The sequence below is a fragment of the Stenotrophomonas sp. Steno-Z2 genome, from assembly GCF_056393235.1.
The window spans coordinates 859,533-876,740 of sequence record NZ_JBWJOY010000001.1 but is presented as its reverse complement, the minus strand read 5'-3'; the positions used below and the strand labels follow the sequence as shown (position 1 = coordinate 876,740).

The 17,208-nt window shown below is 73.2% G+C and carries 12 protein-coding genes; 8 read left to right on the top strand and 4 right to left on the bottom strand.

Annotated features, from left to right (window positions below; translation table 11 throughout):
- The first annotated feature begins 16 nt into the window (after positions 1 to 16).
- From AC06FP_RS03935 to fabG, 3 genes are read left to right on the top strand one after another with little or no spacing between them, the layout of a single operon-like run.
- The gene (locus AC06FP_RS03935; RefSeq protein ID WP_478074747.1) at positions 17 to 2,314 is read left to right on the top strand and encodes an MMPL family transporter; all 2,298 of its coding nucleotides are present in this window, start codon (positions 17 to 19) and stop codon (positions 2,312 to 2,314) included.
- Positions 2,301 to 2,735, top strand: coding sequence for a hotdog family protein (locus AC06FP_RS03930; protein WP_478074566.1), 435 nt, complete (start codon positions 2,301 to 2,303; stop codon positions 2,733 to 2,735). The genes AC06FP_RS03935 and AC06FP_RS03930 overlap by 14 nt, the downstream gene beginning before the upstream one ends.
- Before the next feature lie 28 nt (positions 2,736 to 2,763).
- Positions 2,764 to 3,492, top strand: a complete 729-nt coding sequence (gene fabG / locus AC06FP_RS03925) for a 3-oxoacyl-ACP reductase FabG (protein ID WP_478074565.1) — start codon at positions 2,764 to 2,766, stop codon at positions 3,490 to 3,492.
- Positions 3,493 to 3,524: 32 nt separating this feature from the next.
- On the opposite strand, the gene AC06FP_RS03920 is transcribed toward fabG, so the two are convergent.
- Genes AC06FP_RS03920 through AC06FP_RS03910 form a run of 3 tightly spaced genes read right to left on the bottom strand, consistent with a single transcriptional unit; the run spans position 3,525 to position 6,293 of the window.
- Positions 3,525 to 4,292 carry a glycosyltransferase family 2 protein gene (locus tag AC06FP_RS03920; protein ID WP_478074564.1) on the bottom strand — a complete coding sequence of 256 codons (768 nt, stop codon included), beginning with the start codon at positions 4,290 to 4,292 and terminating at the stop codon, positions 3,525 to 3,527.
- A 7-nt stretch (positions 4,293 to 4,299) separates the two neighbouring features.
- Positions 4,300 to 5,088 carry a beta-ketoacyl synthase chain length factor gene (locus AC06FP_RS03915; protein WP_478074563.1) on the bottom strand — a complete coding sequence of 263 codons (789 nt, stop codon included), beginning with the start codon at positions 5,086 to 5,088 and terminating at the stop codon, positions 4,300 to 4,302.
- Positions 5,089 to 5,093: 5 nt separating this feature from the next.
- Entirely contained in the window at positions 5,094 to 6,293 is a 1,200-nt protein-coding gene (locus AC06FP_RS03910) for a beta-ketoacyl-[acyl-carrier-protein] synthase family protein (protein WP_478074746.1), read from the bottom strand.
- Between the two features lie 234 nt (positions 6,294 to 6,527).
- Between AC06FP_RS03910 and AC06FP_RS03905 the strand changes: the two genes are divergently transcribed.
- Positions 6,528 to 6,803 carry a YcgL domain-containing protein gene (locus AC06FP_RS03905; protein WP_055767125.1) on the top strand — a complete coding sequence of 92 codons (276 nt, stop codon included), beginning with the start codon at positions 6,528 to 6,530 and terminating at the stop codon, positions 6,801 to 6,803.
- The gene (locus AC06FP_RS03900) at positions 6,796 to 10,116 is read left to right on the top strand and encodes an ankyrin repeat domain-containing protein (RefSeq protein WP_478074562.1); all 3,321 of its coding nucleotides are present in this window, start codon (positions 6,796 to 6,798) and stop codon (positions 10,114 to 10,116) included. Before AC06FP_RS03905 ends, AC06FP_RS03900 begins: the two co-directional genes overlap by 8 nt.
- A gap of 277 nt (positions 10,117 to 10,393) precedes the next feature.
- Here the strand turns inward: AC06FP_RS03900 and AC06FP_RS03895 are convergent, their stop codons facing one another.
- Positions 10,394 to 12,205 carry a monovalent cation:proton antiporter-2 (CPA2) family protein gene (locus AC06FP_RS03895; protein ID WP_478074561.1) on the bottom strand — a complete coding sequence of 604 codons (1,812 nt, stop codon included), beginning with the start codon at positions 12,203 to 12,205 and terminating at the stop codon, positions 10,394 to 10,396.
- A gap of 328 nt (positions 12,206 to 12,533) precedes the next feature.
- Here AC06FP_RS03895 and mgtE point away from each other — a divergent pair, with 328 nt between their 5' ends.
- The 3 genes from mgtE (at position 12,534) to AC06FP_RS03880 (ending at position 17,202) form a co-directional block, all read left to right on the top strand.
- Entirely contained in the window at positions 12,534 to 13,904 is a 1,371-nt protein-coding gene (gene mgtE / locus AC06FP_RS03890; RefSeq protein ID WP_478074560.1) for a magnesium transporter, read from the top strand.
- Between the two features lie 110 nt (positions 13,905 to 14,014).
- Positions 14,015 to 14,374, top strand: a complete 360-nt coding sequence (locus AC06FP_RS03885) for a helix-turn-helix domain-containing protein (protein WP_478074559.1) — start codon at positions 14,015 to 14,017, stop codon at positions 14,372 to 14,374.
- Between the two features lie 113 nt (positions 14,375 to 14,487).
- Positions 14,488 to 17,202: a bifunctional acetate--CoA ligase family protein/GNAT family N-acetyltransferase gene (locus tag AC06FP_RS03880; protein WP_478074558.1), complete on the top strand. Its 2,715-nt coding sequence runs from the start codon at positions 14,488 to 14,490 to the stop codon at positions 17,200 to 17,202.
- The last annotated feature ends 6 nt before the right edge of the window (positions 17,203 to 17,208 follow it).

Genomic DNA, 17,208 nt, shown 5'->3' with positions numbered 1-17,208 from the left:
CCTGGCGATCGCCTGGATGCTGCTGCTGGGCCTGCTCAGCGCCTGGGTGAGCGCGCGCATGCAGGTCAGCGGCGACCTGCGCAAATTCATGCCCGATGCGCGCACCCCGGCGCAGAAGCTGCTGCTCGACGAGCTGGGCGAAGGCCCCGGCGCGCGGCTGCTGCTGCTGGCGCTGTCCGGCGCCGCGCCGGAGCAGCTGGCCGCGCAGTCACGGCAGCTGCAGGAGGCACTGGCGGGCGATCCGCAGTTCGAACTGGTCGCCAACGGCGGGCAGGCCGGGCTGGACGCGTTCCCCGAACGCCTGCTGCCCTATCGCTACCTGATCGACGACCTGCCCGGCGATGCGTTCGGCGCCGACCACCTGCACGACGAACTGCAGGCGCGGCTGCAGGACCTGGGCTCGCCCGCCGGCGCGCTGGTCGAGCCGCTGCTGCCGTCCGATCCCACCCTGCAGGTGCTGCGCGTGGCCGAGGCGCTGCAGCCGGCCAATGCGCCGCAGCGCATCGACGAGGTCTGGTTCGACCGCAGCGGCCGGCAGGCGCTGCTGCTGGTGCAGACGCGCGCGGCCGGCTTCGATCCCGGCGCGCAGCAGCAGGCGGTGGACACCATCGAGGGCGCGTTCGCGCGCATCGCCGGCGACAGCGGCAGCCGCCTGGAGATGAGCGGGCCGGGCGCGTTCTCGGTGAAGATCGGCAACCGCACCGCGCGCGAGGCCGGCCTCATCGGCAGCATCGACACGGTCGGCATGATCCTGCTGCTGTGGATCGCTTACCGCAGCTGGAAGATGCCGATCCTGGGTTTCCTGCCGCTGGCCAGCGCCGGCCTGGCCGGGCTGTCGGCGGTGGCGCTGGCCTTCGATGGCGTGCACGGCATCACCATCGCCTTCGGCTTCACCCTGATCGGCGTGGTGCAGGACTATCCCATCCACTTCTTCAGCCACGAACGCCCCGGCCGCTCGCCATGGGACAACGTGCGCGCGCTGTGGCCGACGCTGGGCACCGGCGTGGTCGCCACCTGCATCGCCTACCTCACCTTCCTGTTCTCCGGCGTCGCCGGGCTGAAGCAGCTGTCGGTGTTCACCATCACCGCGCTGGCCACCGCGGCGCTGGCCACGCGCTACCTGCTGCCGGCGCTGGTCGACCCGGCCACCCGCGATTTCGCCGATTCGGCGTGGCTGGCGCGGCTGTGGCGCCACACCCGTCGGCTGCCGCGCCCGCGCTGGTCGCTGGCGGTACTGGCGGTCGCCGCGCTGGTGGTACTGGTGTGGGCGCCGGGGCCGTTCTGGCAGAACGACCTGGGCAGGCTGACGCCGGTGGACCCGGCCGACCTGCAGCGCGACGCGCAGCTGCGCGGCGAACTGGGCGCGCCCGACGTGCGCTACGTGGTCACCGTGCGCGGCAGCGATGCGCAGGCGGCGCTGGCCGCCAGCGAGGCGCTGCGGCCGGTGCTGGACCAGCTCGTCGCCGACGGCGCGCTGGACCGCTACGACATGGCCGCGCGCTACCTGCCCAGCGCCGCGCTGCAGCGCCAGCGCCAGCAGCGCCTGCCGGACGAGGCCACGCTGCGCTGCGCGGTGGCCGCGGCGGTGGCCGGAACGCCGTTCCGCGACGATGCCTTCGAACCCTTCATCGCCGACGTGCAGCGCGCCCGCAACGCGCCCGCGCTGCAGCCGCGGGATCTGCACGGCACGCCGCTGGCCACCGCGGTCGACGGCCTGCTGCTGCAGGGCGATGGCCATGCCACCGCGCTGGTGTCGCTGAGCGGCCTGCGCGACGTGGCCGCGGTGGCGACCAGCGCGCGCCTGCACGGCGCCGAGCTGCTGGACCTGAAGCACGCCTCCGAATCGCTGGTAGCCGAGTACCGCGGCCGCGTGCTGGTGGCGCTGGCGGTGGCGGTGCTGCTGCTGTCGGCCACCGTGTGGGCGGCACTGCGCTCGCCGCGCCGCGTGCTGCGCGTGCTGCTGCCGATGCTGCTGACCACGCTGCTGGTGCTGGCGCTGCTGCGCGCCAGCGGCGTCGAACTGAACCTGTTCCACCTGATCGGGCTGATCCTTGCCGCCGGCCTGGGCCTGGACTACGGCCTGTTCTTCGAACACGCCGGCGACAGCCACGCCGACCAGCTGCGCACCCTGCATGGCCTGCTGGTGTGCAGCGCGATGACGCTGCTGGTGTTCAGCCTGCTCGGCCTGTCGTCGATCCCGGTGCTGCGCGCGATCGGCAGCACGGTGGCGCTGGGCGTGGTGTGCAATTTCGCGCTGGCGCTGCTGATTTCGCGCCAGCCCTGGCAGGAGGGGGCCACCGATGCTGGCGCGTGAGGACATCCTCCAACTGGTGCCACACCAGGGCGGCATGTGCCTGTGGGACGAAGTGGCGGCATGGACCGCATCGGACATCGCGCTGCGCGCGTTCAATCATCGCGATCCGGCGCACCCGCTGCGCAGCGACGGGCAGCTGCGCGCCATCCATCTGTGCGAATACGGCGCGCAGGCGATGGCGGTGCACGGTGGCCTGCGCGCGCGCGGACGCGGCGGCGCGGTGGTGCCCGGCGTGCTGGTGGCGCTGCGTGACGTGCAGCTGCATGTCGCGCGCATCGACGATCTCGACGGCGCCATCGAAGCGACCGCGCAGGTGCTGGCCGAAGCGGAAACCAGCCAGCAGTACAGCTTCCGCATCACCCACGGCACGCGCGTGCTGGCCGAAGGCCGCGCGGCGGTGATGCTGCAGCCGGGACAATGACCGCAAAGACATGCAGGAAGAAACCGCGATGAGTACGAAACGACGCGCGCTGGTGACCGGCGGCAGCGGCGACCTGGGCGGGGCCATCTGCCGGCGCCTGGCCGCCGATGGCGCCCATGTGATCGTGCACGCCAACGGCAACCTGGCGCGCGCGCAGGCGGTGGCGGCGGAGATCGCCGCGGCCGGCGGCAGCGCGCAGGCGGTGGCCTTCGACGTGGCCGACGGCGAGGCGACCGCGGCGGCGCTGGAGCAGCTGCTGGCCGACGGCCCGATCCAGATCGTGGTCAACAACGCCGGCGTGCACGACGACGCGCCGATGGCCGGCATGGACGCGGTGCGGTGGCGGCGGGTGATCGATGTGTCGCTGCACGGCTTCTTCCACGTCACCCAGCCGCTGCTGCTGCCGATGGCGCGCACGCGCTGGGGCCGCATCGTCAGCGTCTCGTCGGTGGCGGCGGTACTCGGCAACCGCGGCCAGACCAACTACGCCGCGGCCAAGGCGGCGCTGCACGGCGCCTCGAAGTCGCTGGCGCGGGAAATGGCCAGCCGCGGCATCAGCGTCAATGTCGTCGCGCCGGGCGTGATCGAAGGCAGGATGGTGGCCGATGCGTTCCCGCCGGAACTGATCAGGCAGACCGTGCCCGCCGCGCGCGCCGGCCGGCCGGAGGAGGTGGCGGCCCTGGTCGCCTTCCTGTGCGGCGACGATGCCGGCTACATCAACGGCCAGGTGATCGGCGTCAACGGCGGCATGGGCTGAGGCACCGGGGAGCGGGAACGGGTTCCTGTTCCCTAGTTGCCGCCTTCATCGATGACCGGCGGATGCGCGCGGATCGTGCGGTGCACCTGCCGCACGTGGCCATGGCGCAGCGCCAGCCGCACGATGTGCACGGTGATGCGGGTCAGGTCGCGCAGCGGGCGGAAATGGCTGGGGCGGAAGCATTCGTCGCTGCCGGCGGCGCGGTAGCGCGATTCGATCGGCACCGACACGCAGCGCGTGCCCAGTTGCCGCGCGGCCGAGATCAGCACCTGCGCCTCGAATACGAAATCCTCGCCGGGCACCTCGCGCAGCGCGATCACCTCGGCGGGGTAGAAGCGCTGCCCGCTCTGGCTGTCGGCGACCTGGTAATGCGTGCCCCAGGCCACGCCCCAGTCGCCGAATTCGTTGGCCAGCCGCCGCAGCAGCGGCTGCGAGGCGCGCTTGCGCAGGCGCGCGCCGATGATGATGCAGCCGGGGTGGCGGTTGGCGCTGGCCAGCAGCCGCGGCAGGTCGGCGGCGGCATGCTGGCCGTCGCCGTCCAGGGTCAGCACGCCGCGCAGGCCGCGCCGCACCGCTTCGGCGAACCCGCTGCGCAGCGCCTGGCCCTTGCCGCTGCGCCGGGCATGGCGCAGCACGGTAACCGGCAGGTCTGCGATGCAGTCGGCGGTACCGTCGTCGGAACCGTCGTCGACCACGATCACGTGCGGGAAGAACGCGAGCGCGCCGCTCGCCACCTCGCGGATGCGCAGCGCTTCGTTGAGCGCCGGGATCACCACCGCCACGTCGTCCGGTCGCAGCATGCGCGGCTCAGCCATGGCCGATGTCGATCCGCAGCCACTGGTCCGCGCCGGCCGGCAGCAGTACCTGCCCGCGTTCCAGCGCGAGCGCTTCCAGCAGCGGCAGCGCCGGTTGCATGGCATTGCCGGCCAGCAGCCGCGATAGCGGCCCGGCAGCGTCGTCGCGGTCCATGCCGGCGTGCTGCGCCAGTTCCATGCGCAGCACCGGCAGGCCGGGGCAGGGCACGCGCGACAGCACCAGGGCGACGCCGAGCAGGCCTTCGCTGGGCGCCATTTCGGCGAGCGGCCCGCAGGCCGGTCCGTCGTAGGCGACCAGCAGCACCGCCTCGCTGCCGGCGGCCAGCTGCGCCATCGCTTCGACCAGGCCCTGCGCGAAGCTGCCGTGGCCGGCGCTGATCGCGGTGGCCGGCACGTGCGCGCCGGTGCCGATGGTCCAGTAGCCGGCGGCGGCGTTGTGCACCGAGTTGTGGAAACGGGTGGGCGACACCGCGCGCGGGTCGCTGGCCAGCGTCGCGCACATGTAGTCGGTGATCGACATCTCGCCGTGGGTGGAGGCGAACACCGACGGCAGCGCGGTGGGCTCGCGTCCGGCCGCCTCGCAGGCGGCCAGCGCGGCTTCCAGCGCCACCGCCACCGTGGCCGGCGCGCGGCGGCGCTCGTTGGCCGCCAGCAGGGCGGGCGCCGGGCGCGCCGGCGCCTGCGCGGGGTGCTGGCCCGCGCGCGCCCAGGCGCAGGCCGCGTCCCAGTCCGGCAGGCCGCTGCCCCAGAAACCGATGCCTTCGACGATCGCTTCGCGCATGCGCTTCATTCCACCTTGCCGAATACCAGCGAGCAGTTGTTGCCGCCGAAGCCGAAGGAGTTGTTCATCGCGTGGCCGATGTCCGCCCGCGCGTTGTCGAACCGGATCTGCGGGCCGCAGGCCGGATCGGGAGCCGTGCTGTTGAGCGTGCCCGGCAGCAGCCCGTCGGACAAGGCCAGCAGCGCGAACACCGATTCGACGATGCCGGCCGCGCCCAGGGTATGGCCGGTCCAGCCCTTGGTCGAACTGGCGTGCAACGACGGCGGGAACAGCGCGGCCACCGCGGCGGCTTCGATGCTGTCGTTGGCCGGGGTGGAGGTGCCGTGCAGGTTGAGGTAGCCCAGCTGCGCCGGCTCGAGCCCGGCGCTGCGCAGCGCCTGCTCCATCGCCAGGCGCGCGCCCAGCCCCTGCGGATGCGGCGCCGACATGTGGTGGGCGTCGCTGGATTCGCCGTATCCGCGCAGCTGCAGCGCGGTGGCGGGGCCGGCACCGGCGCGTTCCAGCACCGCGTAGCCGCCGGCCTCGCCCAGCGACAGGCCGCTGCGGCGCGCGTCGAACGGCTGGCAGGGCGCGCTGGCGACCAGCTGCAGCGAGTGGAAGCCGAACAGCACGCTGCCGCACAGCGTATCGACGCCGCCGACCAGGGCGGCATCGGCGAAACCGGCGTGGATCAGCCGCGCGGCCTGCGCGAATACCTTGGCGCTGGACGAACAGGCGGTGGCCACGGTGACGCAGGGACCCTGCAGGCCGGTGGCGGCCTGGACGAAATCGCCCAGCGCATGCGGGGTGTGGATGCGCGGGTGGCGCAGGTCCGGCGGGAAATGCGCCACGCCTTCGGCATCGGTGGACAGGCGTGCATAGGCCTCCTCGGTGGCGCCGATGGCGGAGGTGGAGGTGCCCATCACCACCGCCACGCGGCGGGCGCCATGGCGGGCGACGACGCCGGCCAGCGCATCGGTCAGGCCGTCCTGCTGCAGCGCCAGCCACGCCAGCGCGTTGTTGCGGCAGGCGAAACCGGCCAGCGCCGGCGGCAGCGCCACGTCCTCCACGCCCTCGACCCGGCCGATCCAGCAGTCCAGCGGGTCGCTGCCGAAATCGTTGCGGCGCAGTCCGCTGCGGCCCTGCGCCAGCGCCTGGCGCTGCGCATCCAGCCCCGCGCCCAGCGCCGTGGTGGCGCTGTACGCGAGCAGGTTCAGCGGGGGCAGGCGCGGTGGCGAGGCTTCAGTCACGCGGTCTTCCGGGGCTTGGACGGGGCGCGAGTATATCGGGGTGCCCTCCGCCGCACGGTGTCCTGCGTGGACCGATGCCGGCGTGTTTCTTGATGAACATGAATGAAGTGCTGGCGAAGAAACCGCCAGCTCTGTAGGGGAATGCCTTTCACCAGCGTCGGGTTTCCGACACAATCTCCTGCATTCCCAAGCAGGGCAAAGCCCGCGGGCATGCAAGCCTACGTTTATAAAAGCCAACGCAAGCAGGACACCTACGTCTACCTTGCCAAGCGCGACGACTTCGACGCGATCCCGGCCACGCTCGGCGCCGCCCTGGCGCCGTTCGCGTTCGTGCTGGAAGTGGCCCTGACCCCGGAACGGCGGCTGGCGCAGGCCGACGCCGCGCTGGTGCGCGCCAACCTGGCCGCGCATGGCTTCCATCTGCAGCTGCCGCCGCAGCCCCTGGCGCCGGTGAAGATCGCCCGCATCGACGGCCGCGATGACTGACGCCCTGCGTAACCGTGCCCTCGGCGCGCTGGCGGCAGGCGCGCTGCTCGCGCTCGTCGCCGGCTTCGGCGGCGTGGCGGCCGCCCTCTGCGGCCTGCTCGCGCAGCCGGCGTTCGCGCTGGGCGTGTCGTGGTGGCGGCGCACGCGCGCGGCCGCGCCGTTGTCCGCGCTGCCGCGGCAGGACCTGCCCGGCCTGCTCGCCATCTGGGCTGGCGGCCCGCTGCTGCTGGCGCTGCTGGTGTCCTGGCCGCTGGCGGCGCTGCACGACAGCGGCAGCCTGCAGGCGGTGCTGGCGTTGTGCGTGGCGGTGAGCATCGCGGTGGCCGCGCTGTGGCGCACCTGGCCGCTGTGGCAGGCGCTGGAACGCGAAGGCGGCGCGCTGCGCGCGCAAGGGCAGGCGCTGTCCGCGCGCGCCATGGATTCCTGGCACGGCGTCGGCGCGGCGCTGGTGCTGTGCCTGCTGTGCGCGGCAGTGGTCGTCCCGGCCTGGCCCGGCCTGCTCGGCGACGGCCTGCGCTGGCCGCTGGCGATCGCCACCGCACTGCTTTCGCCGCTGCTGCATGCCGCGCTGCAGGTCCTGCCCGCGGCGCCGGCCGCGCCGGTCGCGGCGGCGCCGGCCTTCGATCCGTTCGCCGAGGCCCAGGCCGAACCGGCGCCACTGGAGCCGCTGGCACAGCACGAGCTGGTGCCGCAGCTGTACGAGGCCGCGCGCGTGGGGCGCGTCGACCGCGCGCTGCAGCTGCTCGATGCCGGCGCCGATCCGCATGCGCCGCCGCCCGCCGACTGGCGCGACCAGCGCAGCCTGGCGGTGCTGGCCGCGGTCCTGCCCGACCTGCGCCTGCTGCGCGCGCTGATCGCCCGCGGCGTGGACGTGAACCTGGCCCACCGCGGCATGACCCCGCTGCTGGCCGCGACCCGCGACAGCTGGCACGGCCGCCCCGAGGCGGTGATGACCCTGCTGGCCAACGGCGCCGATCCGCGCGCCACCGACGCCGACGGCAACACGCCGCTGCACCATGCCGCGCGCAGTTCCGACCCCGGCGTGGCCGCGCTGCTGCGCGATGCGGCGGCCGAGATCGACGCGCTCAACCAGGAAGGCCACAGCCCGCTGGCGGTGGCCTGCCAGGCCGGCAACTGGCGCCTGGCGCGGTTCCTGCTCGAGCGCGGCGCCAAGGTCGAGCCGGCCGACGGCGTGCCCGTGCTCATTCCCGCCGCCGCCACCGAGGACGACGACGCGGCCGGCGTGCAGCTGCTGCTCAAGCACAAGGCGCGGCTGGACGCGCGCGACCGCCGCCGCCGCAGCGCGCTGCACGAAGCCGCCGCGGCCGGGCATGGCGACATCGTCGAGGCCCTGCTCGCCGCCGGCGCCAACGTCGAACCGCGCGACGCCGCCGGCCGCACGCCGTGGCTGGACGCGGCCGCGCATGGCCATGCCGGCGTGCTCGAACGCCTGCTCGCGCACAAGCCCGACGTCGCCGCGGTCGACGGCGAGGGCTGCAATGCCGTGCTGCTGGCCTGCCGCGCGGAGAACGTGACCGCGGCGCTGGTGCGGCGCCTGCTGGACCTGGGCATCGCCGCCGATGTCGCCGCCGCCGATGGCCGCCGCGCCATCGACCACGCGGCCGCGGCCGGGCGCTGGAGCATCGTCTCGCTGCTCGACCCGGCCTATCCGCTGCCGGCCGCGGTCAGCGACGCGCTGGCCGGCGGCGACGCCGGCGAGGGCGCCGCCGCGCCGCAGCTCAACGACCGCGCGCCGCTGGCGCTGCTGCGCGAGGCGCTGGTCTGCGGCAATACCGAGGGCATGGCGCCGCTGGCGCGGCTGTGCGCGGCGCAGGAGCTGGGCGCGCTGCTGCACGAGGTGGAACTGGCGCTGCAGCCGCGCGTGGTGGACTGGCTGCTGGCGCAGGGCGCCGATGCCGAGGTGGCGGACGCCTGCGGCGATACGCCGATGTTCGCGCTGCTGGCGCGCGGCGTGGATGCCATCCCGACGCTGCAGGTGCTGCTGCGGCACGGCGTGTCGCCGGCCGGCCGCGGCGGGTTGGGGCGCCTGCTGGCCGCCTGCGCGCAGCACGACCAGGGCTCGCGCGGCACCGAACAGTTCGCGCTGGAGCTGCTCGAACGCGGCGCCGACCCGTTCGGCGCCTCGCCGGCCGGCGATCCGCCGCTGGCGCTGGCGGTACGCCTGGGCTGGCTGAAGGTGCAGCACTGGCTGCTGGCGCACGGCGCGGACCGCGAGGCGCGCGACAGCCACGGCATGACCGCGCTGCACCTGGCCACCGCGCTGGCGCGCGAGGCCTCGCTGAAACTACTGGTGATGCAGGGCGCCTCGCCGGATGCGCGCGCCGCTGACGGGCAGACGCCGCTCGGCGTGGCCCTGTCCAGCGGCCGCCGCGACCTGGCCGACTGGCTGGACTGGCGCGGCTGGCCGCTGCCGCTGCGCCCGCTGCGCGAGGCCGACGTGCCCGCCGCGGCGATGGCCGGCGACGCCGACGCGGTGCGCCGCCTGATCGAACTGGGGCTGCCGGTGGACGCGGTCGACGCGCAGGGCTGCACCGGCCTGCTGCGCGCGGCCGGCGGCGGCCATGTCGCCACCGTGGACCTGCTGCTGGCGCGCGGTGCCGACCCGCAGCACGCGGCCGCCAGCGGCGCCACGCCGTTGTCGGCGGCGGTGAGCATGCGCCAGGCCGCCATCGTCACCGCCCTGCTCGACGCCGGCGCGCGCATCGACCACCGCCTGCCCGGCGGCGTCACCGTGCTGATGCTGGCCGCGGCGCTGGGCCTGCCGGACATCGTCGCCAGGCTGCTGACCGCCGGCGCCGACGTGCACGCCGGCGACGACCAGCAGCTGGCGCCGCTGCACTGCGCCGCGCTCTACGGCTTCACCGCGCGCGACCGCCCGCGCCTGCTGGCGCTGCTGGACACCCTGCTGCTGGCCGGTGCCGAAGCCGACCAGCCCTCGGCCGGCACCGTCACCCCGCTGCTGCTGCTGCTGGGCGCGCGCGCCGAACCGGGCACCGCCTGCGACGAGCACGTGGTGCTGGCCGCGGTCGAACGCCTGCTGGACGAGGACGTGGCGCTGGACGTGCGCGACCCGCGCGGCTTCGGCCCGCTGCACCTGGCCGCGCTGCACGGCCTGCCGCTGCTGGTGCAGCGCCTGCTGCGCGCCGGCGCCGACCCCGACCTGCGCGACGCGCTGGGCCGCAGCCCGCGCGAGATCGCGGTCATGCGCGGCTTCATCGACGTGGCCGGCGAGTTCGAACCGGCGGTGCCGGGCGTCTCCTCCATGGCCCGTTTCCTGCGCGACCGCGGCTGAGCGCGCCGTACGCGTGCTGCGGTGGATGGCGCGCGCCACGTAGGAGCGGCTTCAGCCGCGATGGAGCGTTCCCGACAAGGCCCTTCGCGGCTGAGGCCGCTCCTACGGGGTTTGCGGCATGGCTGGGGGTGAATGTTCCTTGCGGTGGATGTTCCCGGCAGCACCGCGCTGCAGCCGAACATCCCCGCCTGCGTAGGAGCGGCTTCAGCCGCGATGGGGCGTTCCCGATAAAGCCCGTTCGCGGCGGACGCCGCTCCCGCGGAAAACGGCGGGTGTGCTACTCGCCGGCCGCCGGTTTTTCGGCGACCGCGTCGGCATCGCCGACATCGGCCTCGAACAGGTGCATCAGGTCGGTGCGGGCGTCGCGCGAGGTCTGCATCACCGCCGCCTCGTCGTCGTAGACCAGGTGCTGGGCCTTGAGCAGCTTTTCGTCGTGCTCGCGGAAACGGCGCACGTGCTCGCGCGCGGTGTGCTCGGCCATGCCCAGCGCGGTGAGCACGCGCTCGCTGATCTCCAGGCTGGAACCGAACACCTCGCGGAACGGCTCGGCCGACATGTCCATCAGCTTCCACGCGTGCTGGCGGTTGCGCGCGCGCGCCAGCACGCGTGCCTGCGGGTACAGGCGCCGCACCAGCCGCACCGCGCGCAGGTTGGTGTCCGGGTCGTCCATGGCCATCACGAACACGCGGATCTGGTCGCCGCCGGCCGCGCGCAGCAGGTCCGGCCGGGTGGGGTCGCCGTAGTAGAGGTGGTTGCCGAAGCGGCGCAGGTCTTCCACCGTGTCCGGGTCGGCTTCCAGCGCCACGAACGGAATGCGCTGCGCGGTCAGCAGGCGCGCGACGATCTGGCCGAAGCGGCCCATGCCGGCGATCAGCACCTGAGGGTGCTGGGCCTGGGCATCGTTCAGGTTGTCCGGCGCGCGTTCCGGGCCCCGGCTTGGGGCGTGCGATCGCAGCAGGTACTTGAGGCCGATCATCAACAGCGGGGTCAGCGCCATCGACAGGCTGACGATGGCCACCAGGCGGTCGTGGTTGATGCGGCCCAGCAGGCCGGCGCGCTCGGCCTCGTTGAACACCACGAAGGCGAACTCGCCGCCCAGCCACAGCACACTGCCGAGCATCAGCGCGCTGCGCAGCGGCATGCGCGCGGCCAGGCCGATCAGCACCAGCAGGCCGAACTTGACCGCGAGCAGCAGGCCGACGCCGATGGCGATCACGGTCGGCTCGGCGGCGATACGCGCCAGGTCGATGCTCATTCCCACCGCGATGAAGAACAGCCCCAGCAGCAGGCCCTTGAACGGCTCGATCTGCGATTCGATTTCGTGGCGGAATTCGGAATCGGCCAGCAGCACGCCGGCCAGGAACGCACCCAGGCTCGGGCTCAGCCCGGCCTTCTGCATCAGCCAGGCGGTGCCCAGCACCACCAGCAGTGCGCTGGCGGTGAACACCTCCGGCATGCGCGTGCGCGCGACCATGCCGAACAGGCAGCGCAGCACCGGCCGCCCGAGCAGGATCACCACGGCCAGCGCGCCGACCGCGGTGGCCACGTTCTGCCAGGTCAGGGTCTCGTTGCGGATGCCGCCCAGCAGCGGGATCGCCGCCAGCAGCGGGATGGCGACCAGGTCCTGGAACAGCAGGATGGCGAAGCCGAAGCGGCCGTAGTCGCTGTTGAGCGCCTTGTGCTCGGACAGCAGCTGCAGGCCGATCGCGGTGGAGGACAGCGCCAGCGCGGTGCCGATCACTAGCGCGCTCTTCCAGTGGAAGTGGTACAGCAGCAACAGCCCGCCGAGCACGCCGGCGGCGAGCAGCACCTGCGTCGTGCCGCCGCCGAACACCGGGCGCCGCATCACCATCAGCCGCGCCGGCGAGAGCTCCAGCCCGATCAGGAACAGCAGCATCACCACGCCGATCTCGGCCGCGTTGAGGATGCGGTCGGCGTCCTGCACGAAGGCCAGCACGTGCGGGCCCAGCACCACGCCGGCGGCGAGATAGCCCAGCACCGCGCCCAGGCCGAAACGCTTGAACACCGGCACGGCGATCACCGCCGCCAGCAGCAGCACCAGGGCCAGTTCCAGACCGCCGCCATGCATCGGGATCACGCTCGAGGAAAGTGAGGGGGAACGACAGCGCGGCGGCCGGGCGGGCGCAGGCGCATGCCTGTGCGGAAGAGTAACGCGCGCCCGCCGGCTTGGAAAATTCCACGGCATGGCGCTTGACCCTGCCGCACGACGGTCGCAGACTCGCGCAGCCGCCGGCCCATGCCGCGCGGCGATCCCTTCGGAGTCCCACCCATGCCCAGCGACAGTAGAAGTCGATCTCGTTCGACGCCGGTGACGGCGAACGCCTGAGGGGTGGTTCGCCGTTGCCGGCGTTGCGCCCGCAACCCGGCAGCCGACCCGGTCGGCAAGGCGAAACACGATGAACCAGAAGCAACTCCTGCGTCCGGCCGCGGACGCCAGCGCCCTGAGCGCGCCCCTGGCGGAATTCAACACCGCCGACGCGGTGGTCTACCTCAACCAGCTCGAACAGGCCGACGCCGGCGCCGTGCTGGCCGCGCTGCAGCTGCCGCGCGCGGTCAAGCTGCTGGAAGCGCCTGAGCTGCAGCGCGCCGGCGAACTGGTCGCGGCGATGCCGCCTGCCCGCGCCGCCGCGCTGCTCGGGCTGATGGCCGACGACCGCGCCACCGACATCGTGCACGAACTGGACGAGGACGAGCGCGCGCGGCTGATCCCGCTGCTCGAGCCGGAGGCGCGCCGCTCGATCCAGCTGCTGCTCGGCTACCCGCCCAACACCGCCGGCGCGCTGATGACCACCGAGTTCGTCAGCGTCCCCGCCGACTGGACCGTCGCCCGGACCCTGCAGCACATCCGCGAGGTCGAGCGCAGCCGCGAGACGGTCTACGCGATCTACGTGCTCGACCCGCAGACCCGGCAGCTGCGCCAGGTGGTGACCATGCGCCGGCTGATCACCGGCGCGCCGGAGGATTCCATCCTCGACGTGGCCCAGGTCAACCCGCCGGTCAGCGTCGGCCCGCAGCTGGACCAGGAAGAGGTGGCGCAGCTGATCCGCCGCCACGACCTGCTGGCGATCCCGGTGGTGGACGCGCAGCAGCGCATGCTCGGCATCGTCACCGTGGACGACATCCTCGACGCGCTGATCGACGAATCCACCGAGGACGTGCACAAGTTCGGCGGCGTCGAGGCGCTGGACCGGCCCTACATGCAGATCGGCTTCCTCGACATGATCCGCAAGCGCGCCGGCTGGCTGAGCGTGCTGTTCCTGGGCGAGATGCTCACCGCCAGCGCCATGCAGCACTACGAGGACGAACTGGCGCGCGCGGTGGTGCTGACCCTGTTCATCCCGCTGATCATGAGTTCGGGCGGCAACTCCGGCTCGCAGGCGACCTCGCTGCTGATCCGCTCGCTCGCCCTGCACGAGCTGCGCCTGCGCGACTGGTGGAAGGTGGCCCTGCGCGAGGTGCCCACCGGCGTGGTGCTGGGCGCCATCCTCGGCCTGCTGGCCGTCGTGCGCATCACCGTCTGGCAGCTGGCCGGCCTGCACGACTACGGCCCGCACTGGAAGCTGCTGGCGGCCACCATCGGCGCGGCGCTGGTGGGCATCGTCACCTTCGGCTCGCTGTCCGGCTCGATGCTGCCGTTCGTGCTCAAGCGGCTGGGCTTCGACCCGGCCAGCGCCTCGGCGCCGTTCGTGGCGACCCTGGTGGACGTGACCGGCCTGGTCATCTACTTCAGCATCGCCGCGATGATCCTGGGCGGGACGCTGTTGTAGCGCGGTGGCGGCCGGTTGGCGGGCCGTTGGCGCAGGCCTGGCGTGGCATGATCGGTGGCGGAACCTACAGTCGGGGCTCCCCATACAGGAGCCACCGCATGGAGCAGGACATGAAGTTGAACCCGACGGTCATCCGCCGCCTGCGCGAGGCCAGGCACTGGTCGCAGGAACAGCTGGCCGCCGCCGCCGGCCTGAGCCTGCGCACCGTGCAGCGGGTGGAGACCGAGGGCGCCGCCTCGCGCGAGACGCGGGTCTGCCTGGCCGCGGCGCTGGATACCGATGTCAGCGCGATCCTGGAAAGCGAACCCGGTCCATCCATGGCGGCGCGCTGGAATCCATGGATGCTGCCGGTCCTCGCCGGCGTACTGGTGTTCGCCATCGGCACCGCGCTGGGCGCGCCGCGGGTCGTGGATTACTGCGCGATCCTCCTGGTGTCCATCGGCGTGCTGGGCCATTCGCTCCGGAAGTGATTCCCGCCGCATGTCGCCACGAAGGTGGCGCGGCCGGTGCCGCTTGATCGCGCTCATGCCACGCCGCCCCCTGCGCGTGTACCTTTGATCGTGTTCCCGTTGTCGGCGTCGCGATGAGCACCTATCACCTGCAGACCGTGTTCCGCCCCCGCTCCGTGGCCGTGGTCGGCGGCAGCCCGCGCGAACGCTCGGCCGGGCGCGCGGTGGTGCGCAACCTGCGCGCCGGCGGTTTCGCCGGGCAGATCGGCTGGGTCAACCCGCGCCATGCGCAGATCGACGGCATGCGCACGGTCAAGCGGCTCAAGGACCTGCCGTGGGTCCCGGACCTGGTGGTGATCACCACGCCGGCGCCGATGGTGCCGCAGGTGGTGGCCGCGGCCGCCGGGCTGGGCGTGGCCGCGGCCATCATCCTCACCGCCGGGCTCGGCCACGGCCCCGGCTCGCTGGCCGCGCAGGTGGAGGCGGCGGCGCGGCCCAGGGGCATGCGCATCCTCGGCCCGCACTGCCTGGGCGTGATCGCGCCGCATGCGCGGCTCAACGCCTCCATCGCCGCGCATACGCCGCAGGCCGGCGACCTGGCGCTGATCTCCGAATCCAGCGCGATAGCGGCCGCTCTGGTGGAGTGGGGCGTGGCGCGCTCGATCGGTTTCTCGGCGGTGGTGTCGCTGGGCGACGCGCTGGACGTGGATTTCGGCGACCTGCTCGACTACTTCGCCGCCGACTACCGCACCCGCGCGATCCTGCTCTATGTCGACCAGGTCAGCGACGCGCGCAAGTTCATGTCCGCCGCGCGCGCGGCCGCGCGCGCCAAGCCGGTGGTGGTGGTCAAGTCCGGGCGCCAGCCGCGCGGCGCCGAGGCGCGCGCGCCCACACATTCGCAGGCGCTGGCCGCTTCCGACGCGGTGTACGGCGCGGCCTTCAACCGTGCCGGCCTGCTGCGGGTGAACGCGCTGGACGAACTGTTCACCGCCGCCGAGACCCTGGGCCGGCTGGGCACGTTTCCCGGCCACCGGCTGGCGATCCTCAGCAACGGCGGCGGCATCGGCCGGCTGGCGGTGGACCAGCTGCAGGCGCTGGGCGGCACGCTGGCGGCGCTGTCGCCGGCCACCGTGGCGCACCTGGACCAGGTGCTGCCGCAGGGCTGGTCGCGCGACAACCCGGTGGACATCGTGGTCGATGCCGGCGGCGAGCGCTACGCCGCCGCGGTGGAAGCGCTGCTGGCCGACGAGGCCAACGACGCGCTGCTGGTGGTCAACGTGCCCACCGCGTTCACTTCTTCGGCCGACGCGGCGCAGGCGCTGACCCGCACGCTCGGCCTGCGCCCGCGCCAGCTGCGCGACAAGCCGGTGTTCGCGGTGTGGCTGGGCAACGACGAACAGGCCACGGCCACGCTCAATACCGCGCGGGTGCCGACCTACCCCAGCGAGGCCGAGGCGGTGCGCGGCTTCCAGCACCTGGTGCGCTACCGCCAGGCGCAGGCGGCGCTGATGGAAACGCCGCCGAGCCTGCCCGCCGATTTCGTGGTGGACGCCGCGGCCGCGCGCGCGCTGGTGACGACGGCGCTGGCGGACGGCCAGCAATGGCTGGACCCGGTGGCCACGCACGCGCTGCTGCAGGCCTACGGCATTCCGTCGCTGGCGGTGATGGTCGCGCGCGACGCGCACGAGGCGATGGACCTGGCGCAGCCGCTGCTGGAGCGGGGCGCCACGGTCGCGGTGAAGGTGTTCTCGCCGGACATCCCGCACAAGTCCGATGTCGACGGCGTGCGCCTGAACCTGGGCACGCTGCCGGCGGTGCAGATGGCGGCCACCTCGATCCTGCAGCGCGCGCGCGAGCTGCGCCCGCAGGCGCGCATCGAAGGCGTGCTGGTGCAGCCGACGCTGGTGCGGCCCAAGGCGCGCGAGCTGATCGCCGGCATCGCCGACGACCCGGTGTTCGGCCCGGTGCTGGTGTTCGGCCGCGGCGGCACCGCGGTGGAAGTGATCGACGACAAGACCCTGGCGCTGCCGCCGCTGGACCTGCGCCTGGCGCACGAGGTGATCGACCGCACCCGCGTCTCGCGCATCCTCAAGGCCTATGGCGACGTGCCGGCCGCCGACGAGCGCGCGGTGGCGCTGGTGCTGGTCAAGCTGGCGCAGCTGGCCGCCGACATCCCCGAGATCCGCAGCCTGGACCTCAATCCGCTGCTGGCCGACCGCGACGGCGTGATCGCGCTGGACGCGCGCATCGCCATCGCCCCGGTGCGGCGCCTGCACAAGGGCCGCGGCCACCCGCGCTTCGCGATCTTCCCGTATCCCACCGAGTGGGAACGCAGCATCGACCTGTCCGACGGCGGCAAGGCCTTCGTGCGCCCGGTGCGGCCGGAGGACGACGCGCTGTTCCGCGCGTTCTTCGCCCGCGTCACCGACGACGACCTGCGCCTGCGTTTTTTCCAGTCGGTCAAGCATTTCAGCCACGAGTTCATCGCGCGCCTGACCCAGCTCGACTATGCGCGCTCGATCGCGCTGGTGGCCATCGACCCGAAGAGCGGCGACATGCTGGGCGCGGTGCGCCTGCACGCCGACGCCGACTACGACCGTGGCGAATACGGCATCCTGATCCGCTCCGACCTCAAGGGCCACGGCATCGGCTGGAAGCTGATGCAGATCATGATCGAATACGCCGGCTGGCAGGGCCTGAACGTGGTCGAGGGCCAGGTGCTGCGCGAGAACAGCACCATGCTGGCGATGTGCCGCACGCTGGGTTTCCAGGTCAGGCCCGATCCGGACGACCCGACCCTCATGAACGTCACCCTGCCGGTGCGTTCCAGCGGTGGCGGTACCGGCTGAGCGCCG

Excerpts from the sequence above, each read along its gene's own strand:
- AC06FP_RS03935 (WP_478074747.1), top strand. The coding sequence starts at position 17 with ATGCTGCTGCTGGGCCTGCTCAGCGCCTGGGTGAGCGCGCGCATGCAG.
- AC06FP_RS03930 (WP_478074566.1), top strand. The coding sequence starts at position 2,301 with ATGCTGGCGCGTGAGGACATCCTCCAACTGGTGCCACACCAGGGCGGC.
- fabG (WP_478074565.1), top strand. The coding sequence starts at position 2,764 with ATGAGTACGAAACGACGCGCGCTGGTGACCGGCGGCAGCGGCGACCTG.
- AC06FP_RS03920 (WP_478074564.1), bottom strand. The coding sequence starts at position 4,292 with ATGCTGCGACCGGACGACGTGGCGGTGGTGATCCCGGCGCTCAACGAA.
- AC06FP_RS03915 (WP_478074563.1), bottom strand. The coding sequence starts at position 5,088 with ATGCGCGAAGCGATCGTCGAAGGCATCGGTTTCTGGGGCAGCGGCCTG.
- AC06FP_RS03905 (WP_055767125.1), top strand. The coding sequence starts at position 6,528 with ATGCAAGCCTACGTTTATAAAAGCCAACGCAAGCAGGACACCTACGTC.
- AC06FP_RS03900 (WP_478074562.1), top strand. The coding sequence starts at position 6,796 with ATGACTGACGCCCTGCGTAACCGTGCCCTCGGCGCGCTGGCGGCAGGC.
- AC06FP_RS03895 (WP_478074561.1), bottom strand. The coding sequence starts at position 12,205 with ATGCATGGCGGCGGTCTGGAACTGGCCCTGGTGCTGCTGCTGGCGGCG.
- mgtE (WP_478074560.1), top strand. The coding sequence starts at position 12,534 with ATGAACCAGAAGCAACTCCTGCGTCCGGCCGCGGACGCCAGCGCCCTG.
- AC06FP_RS03885 (WP_478074559.1), top strand. The coding sequence starts at position 14,015 with ATGAAGTTGAACCCGACGGTCATCCGCCGCCTGCGCGAGGCCAGGCAC.
- AC06FP_RS03880 (WP_478074558.1), top strand. The coding sequence starts at position 14,488 with ATGAGCACCTATCACCTGCAGACCGTGTTCCGCCCCCGCTCCGTGGCC.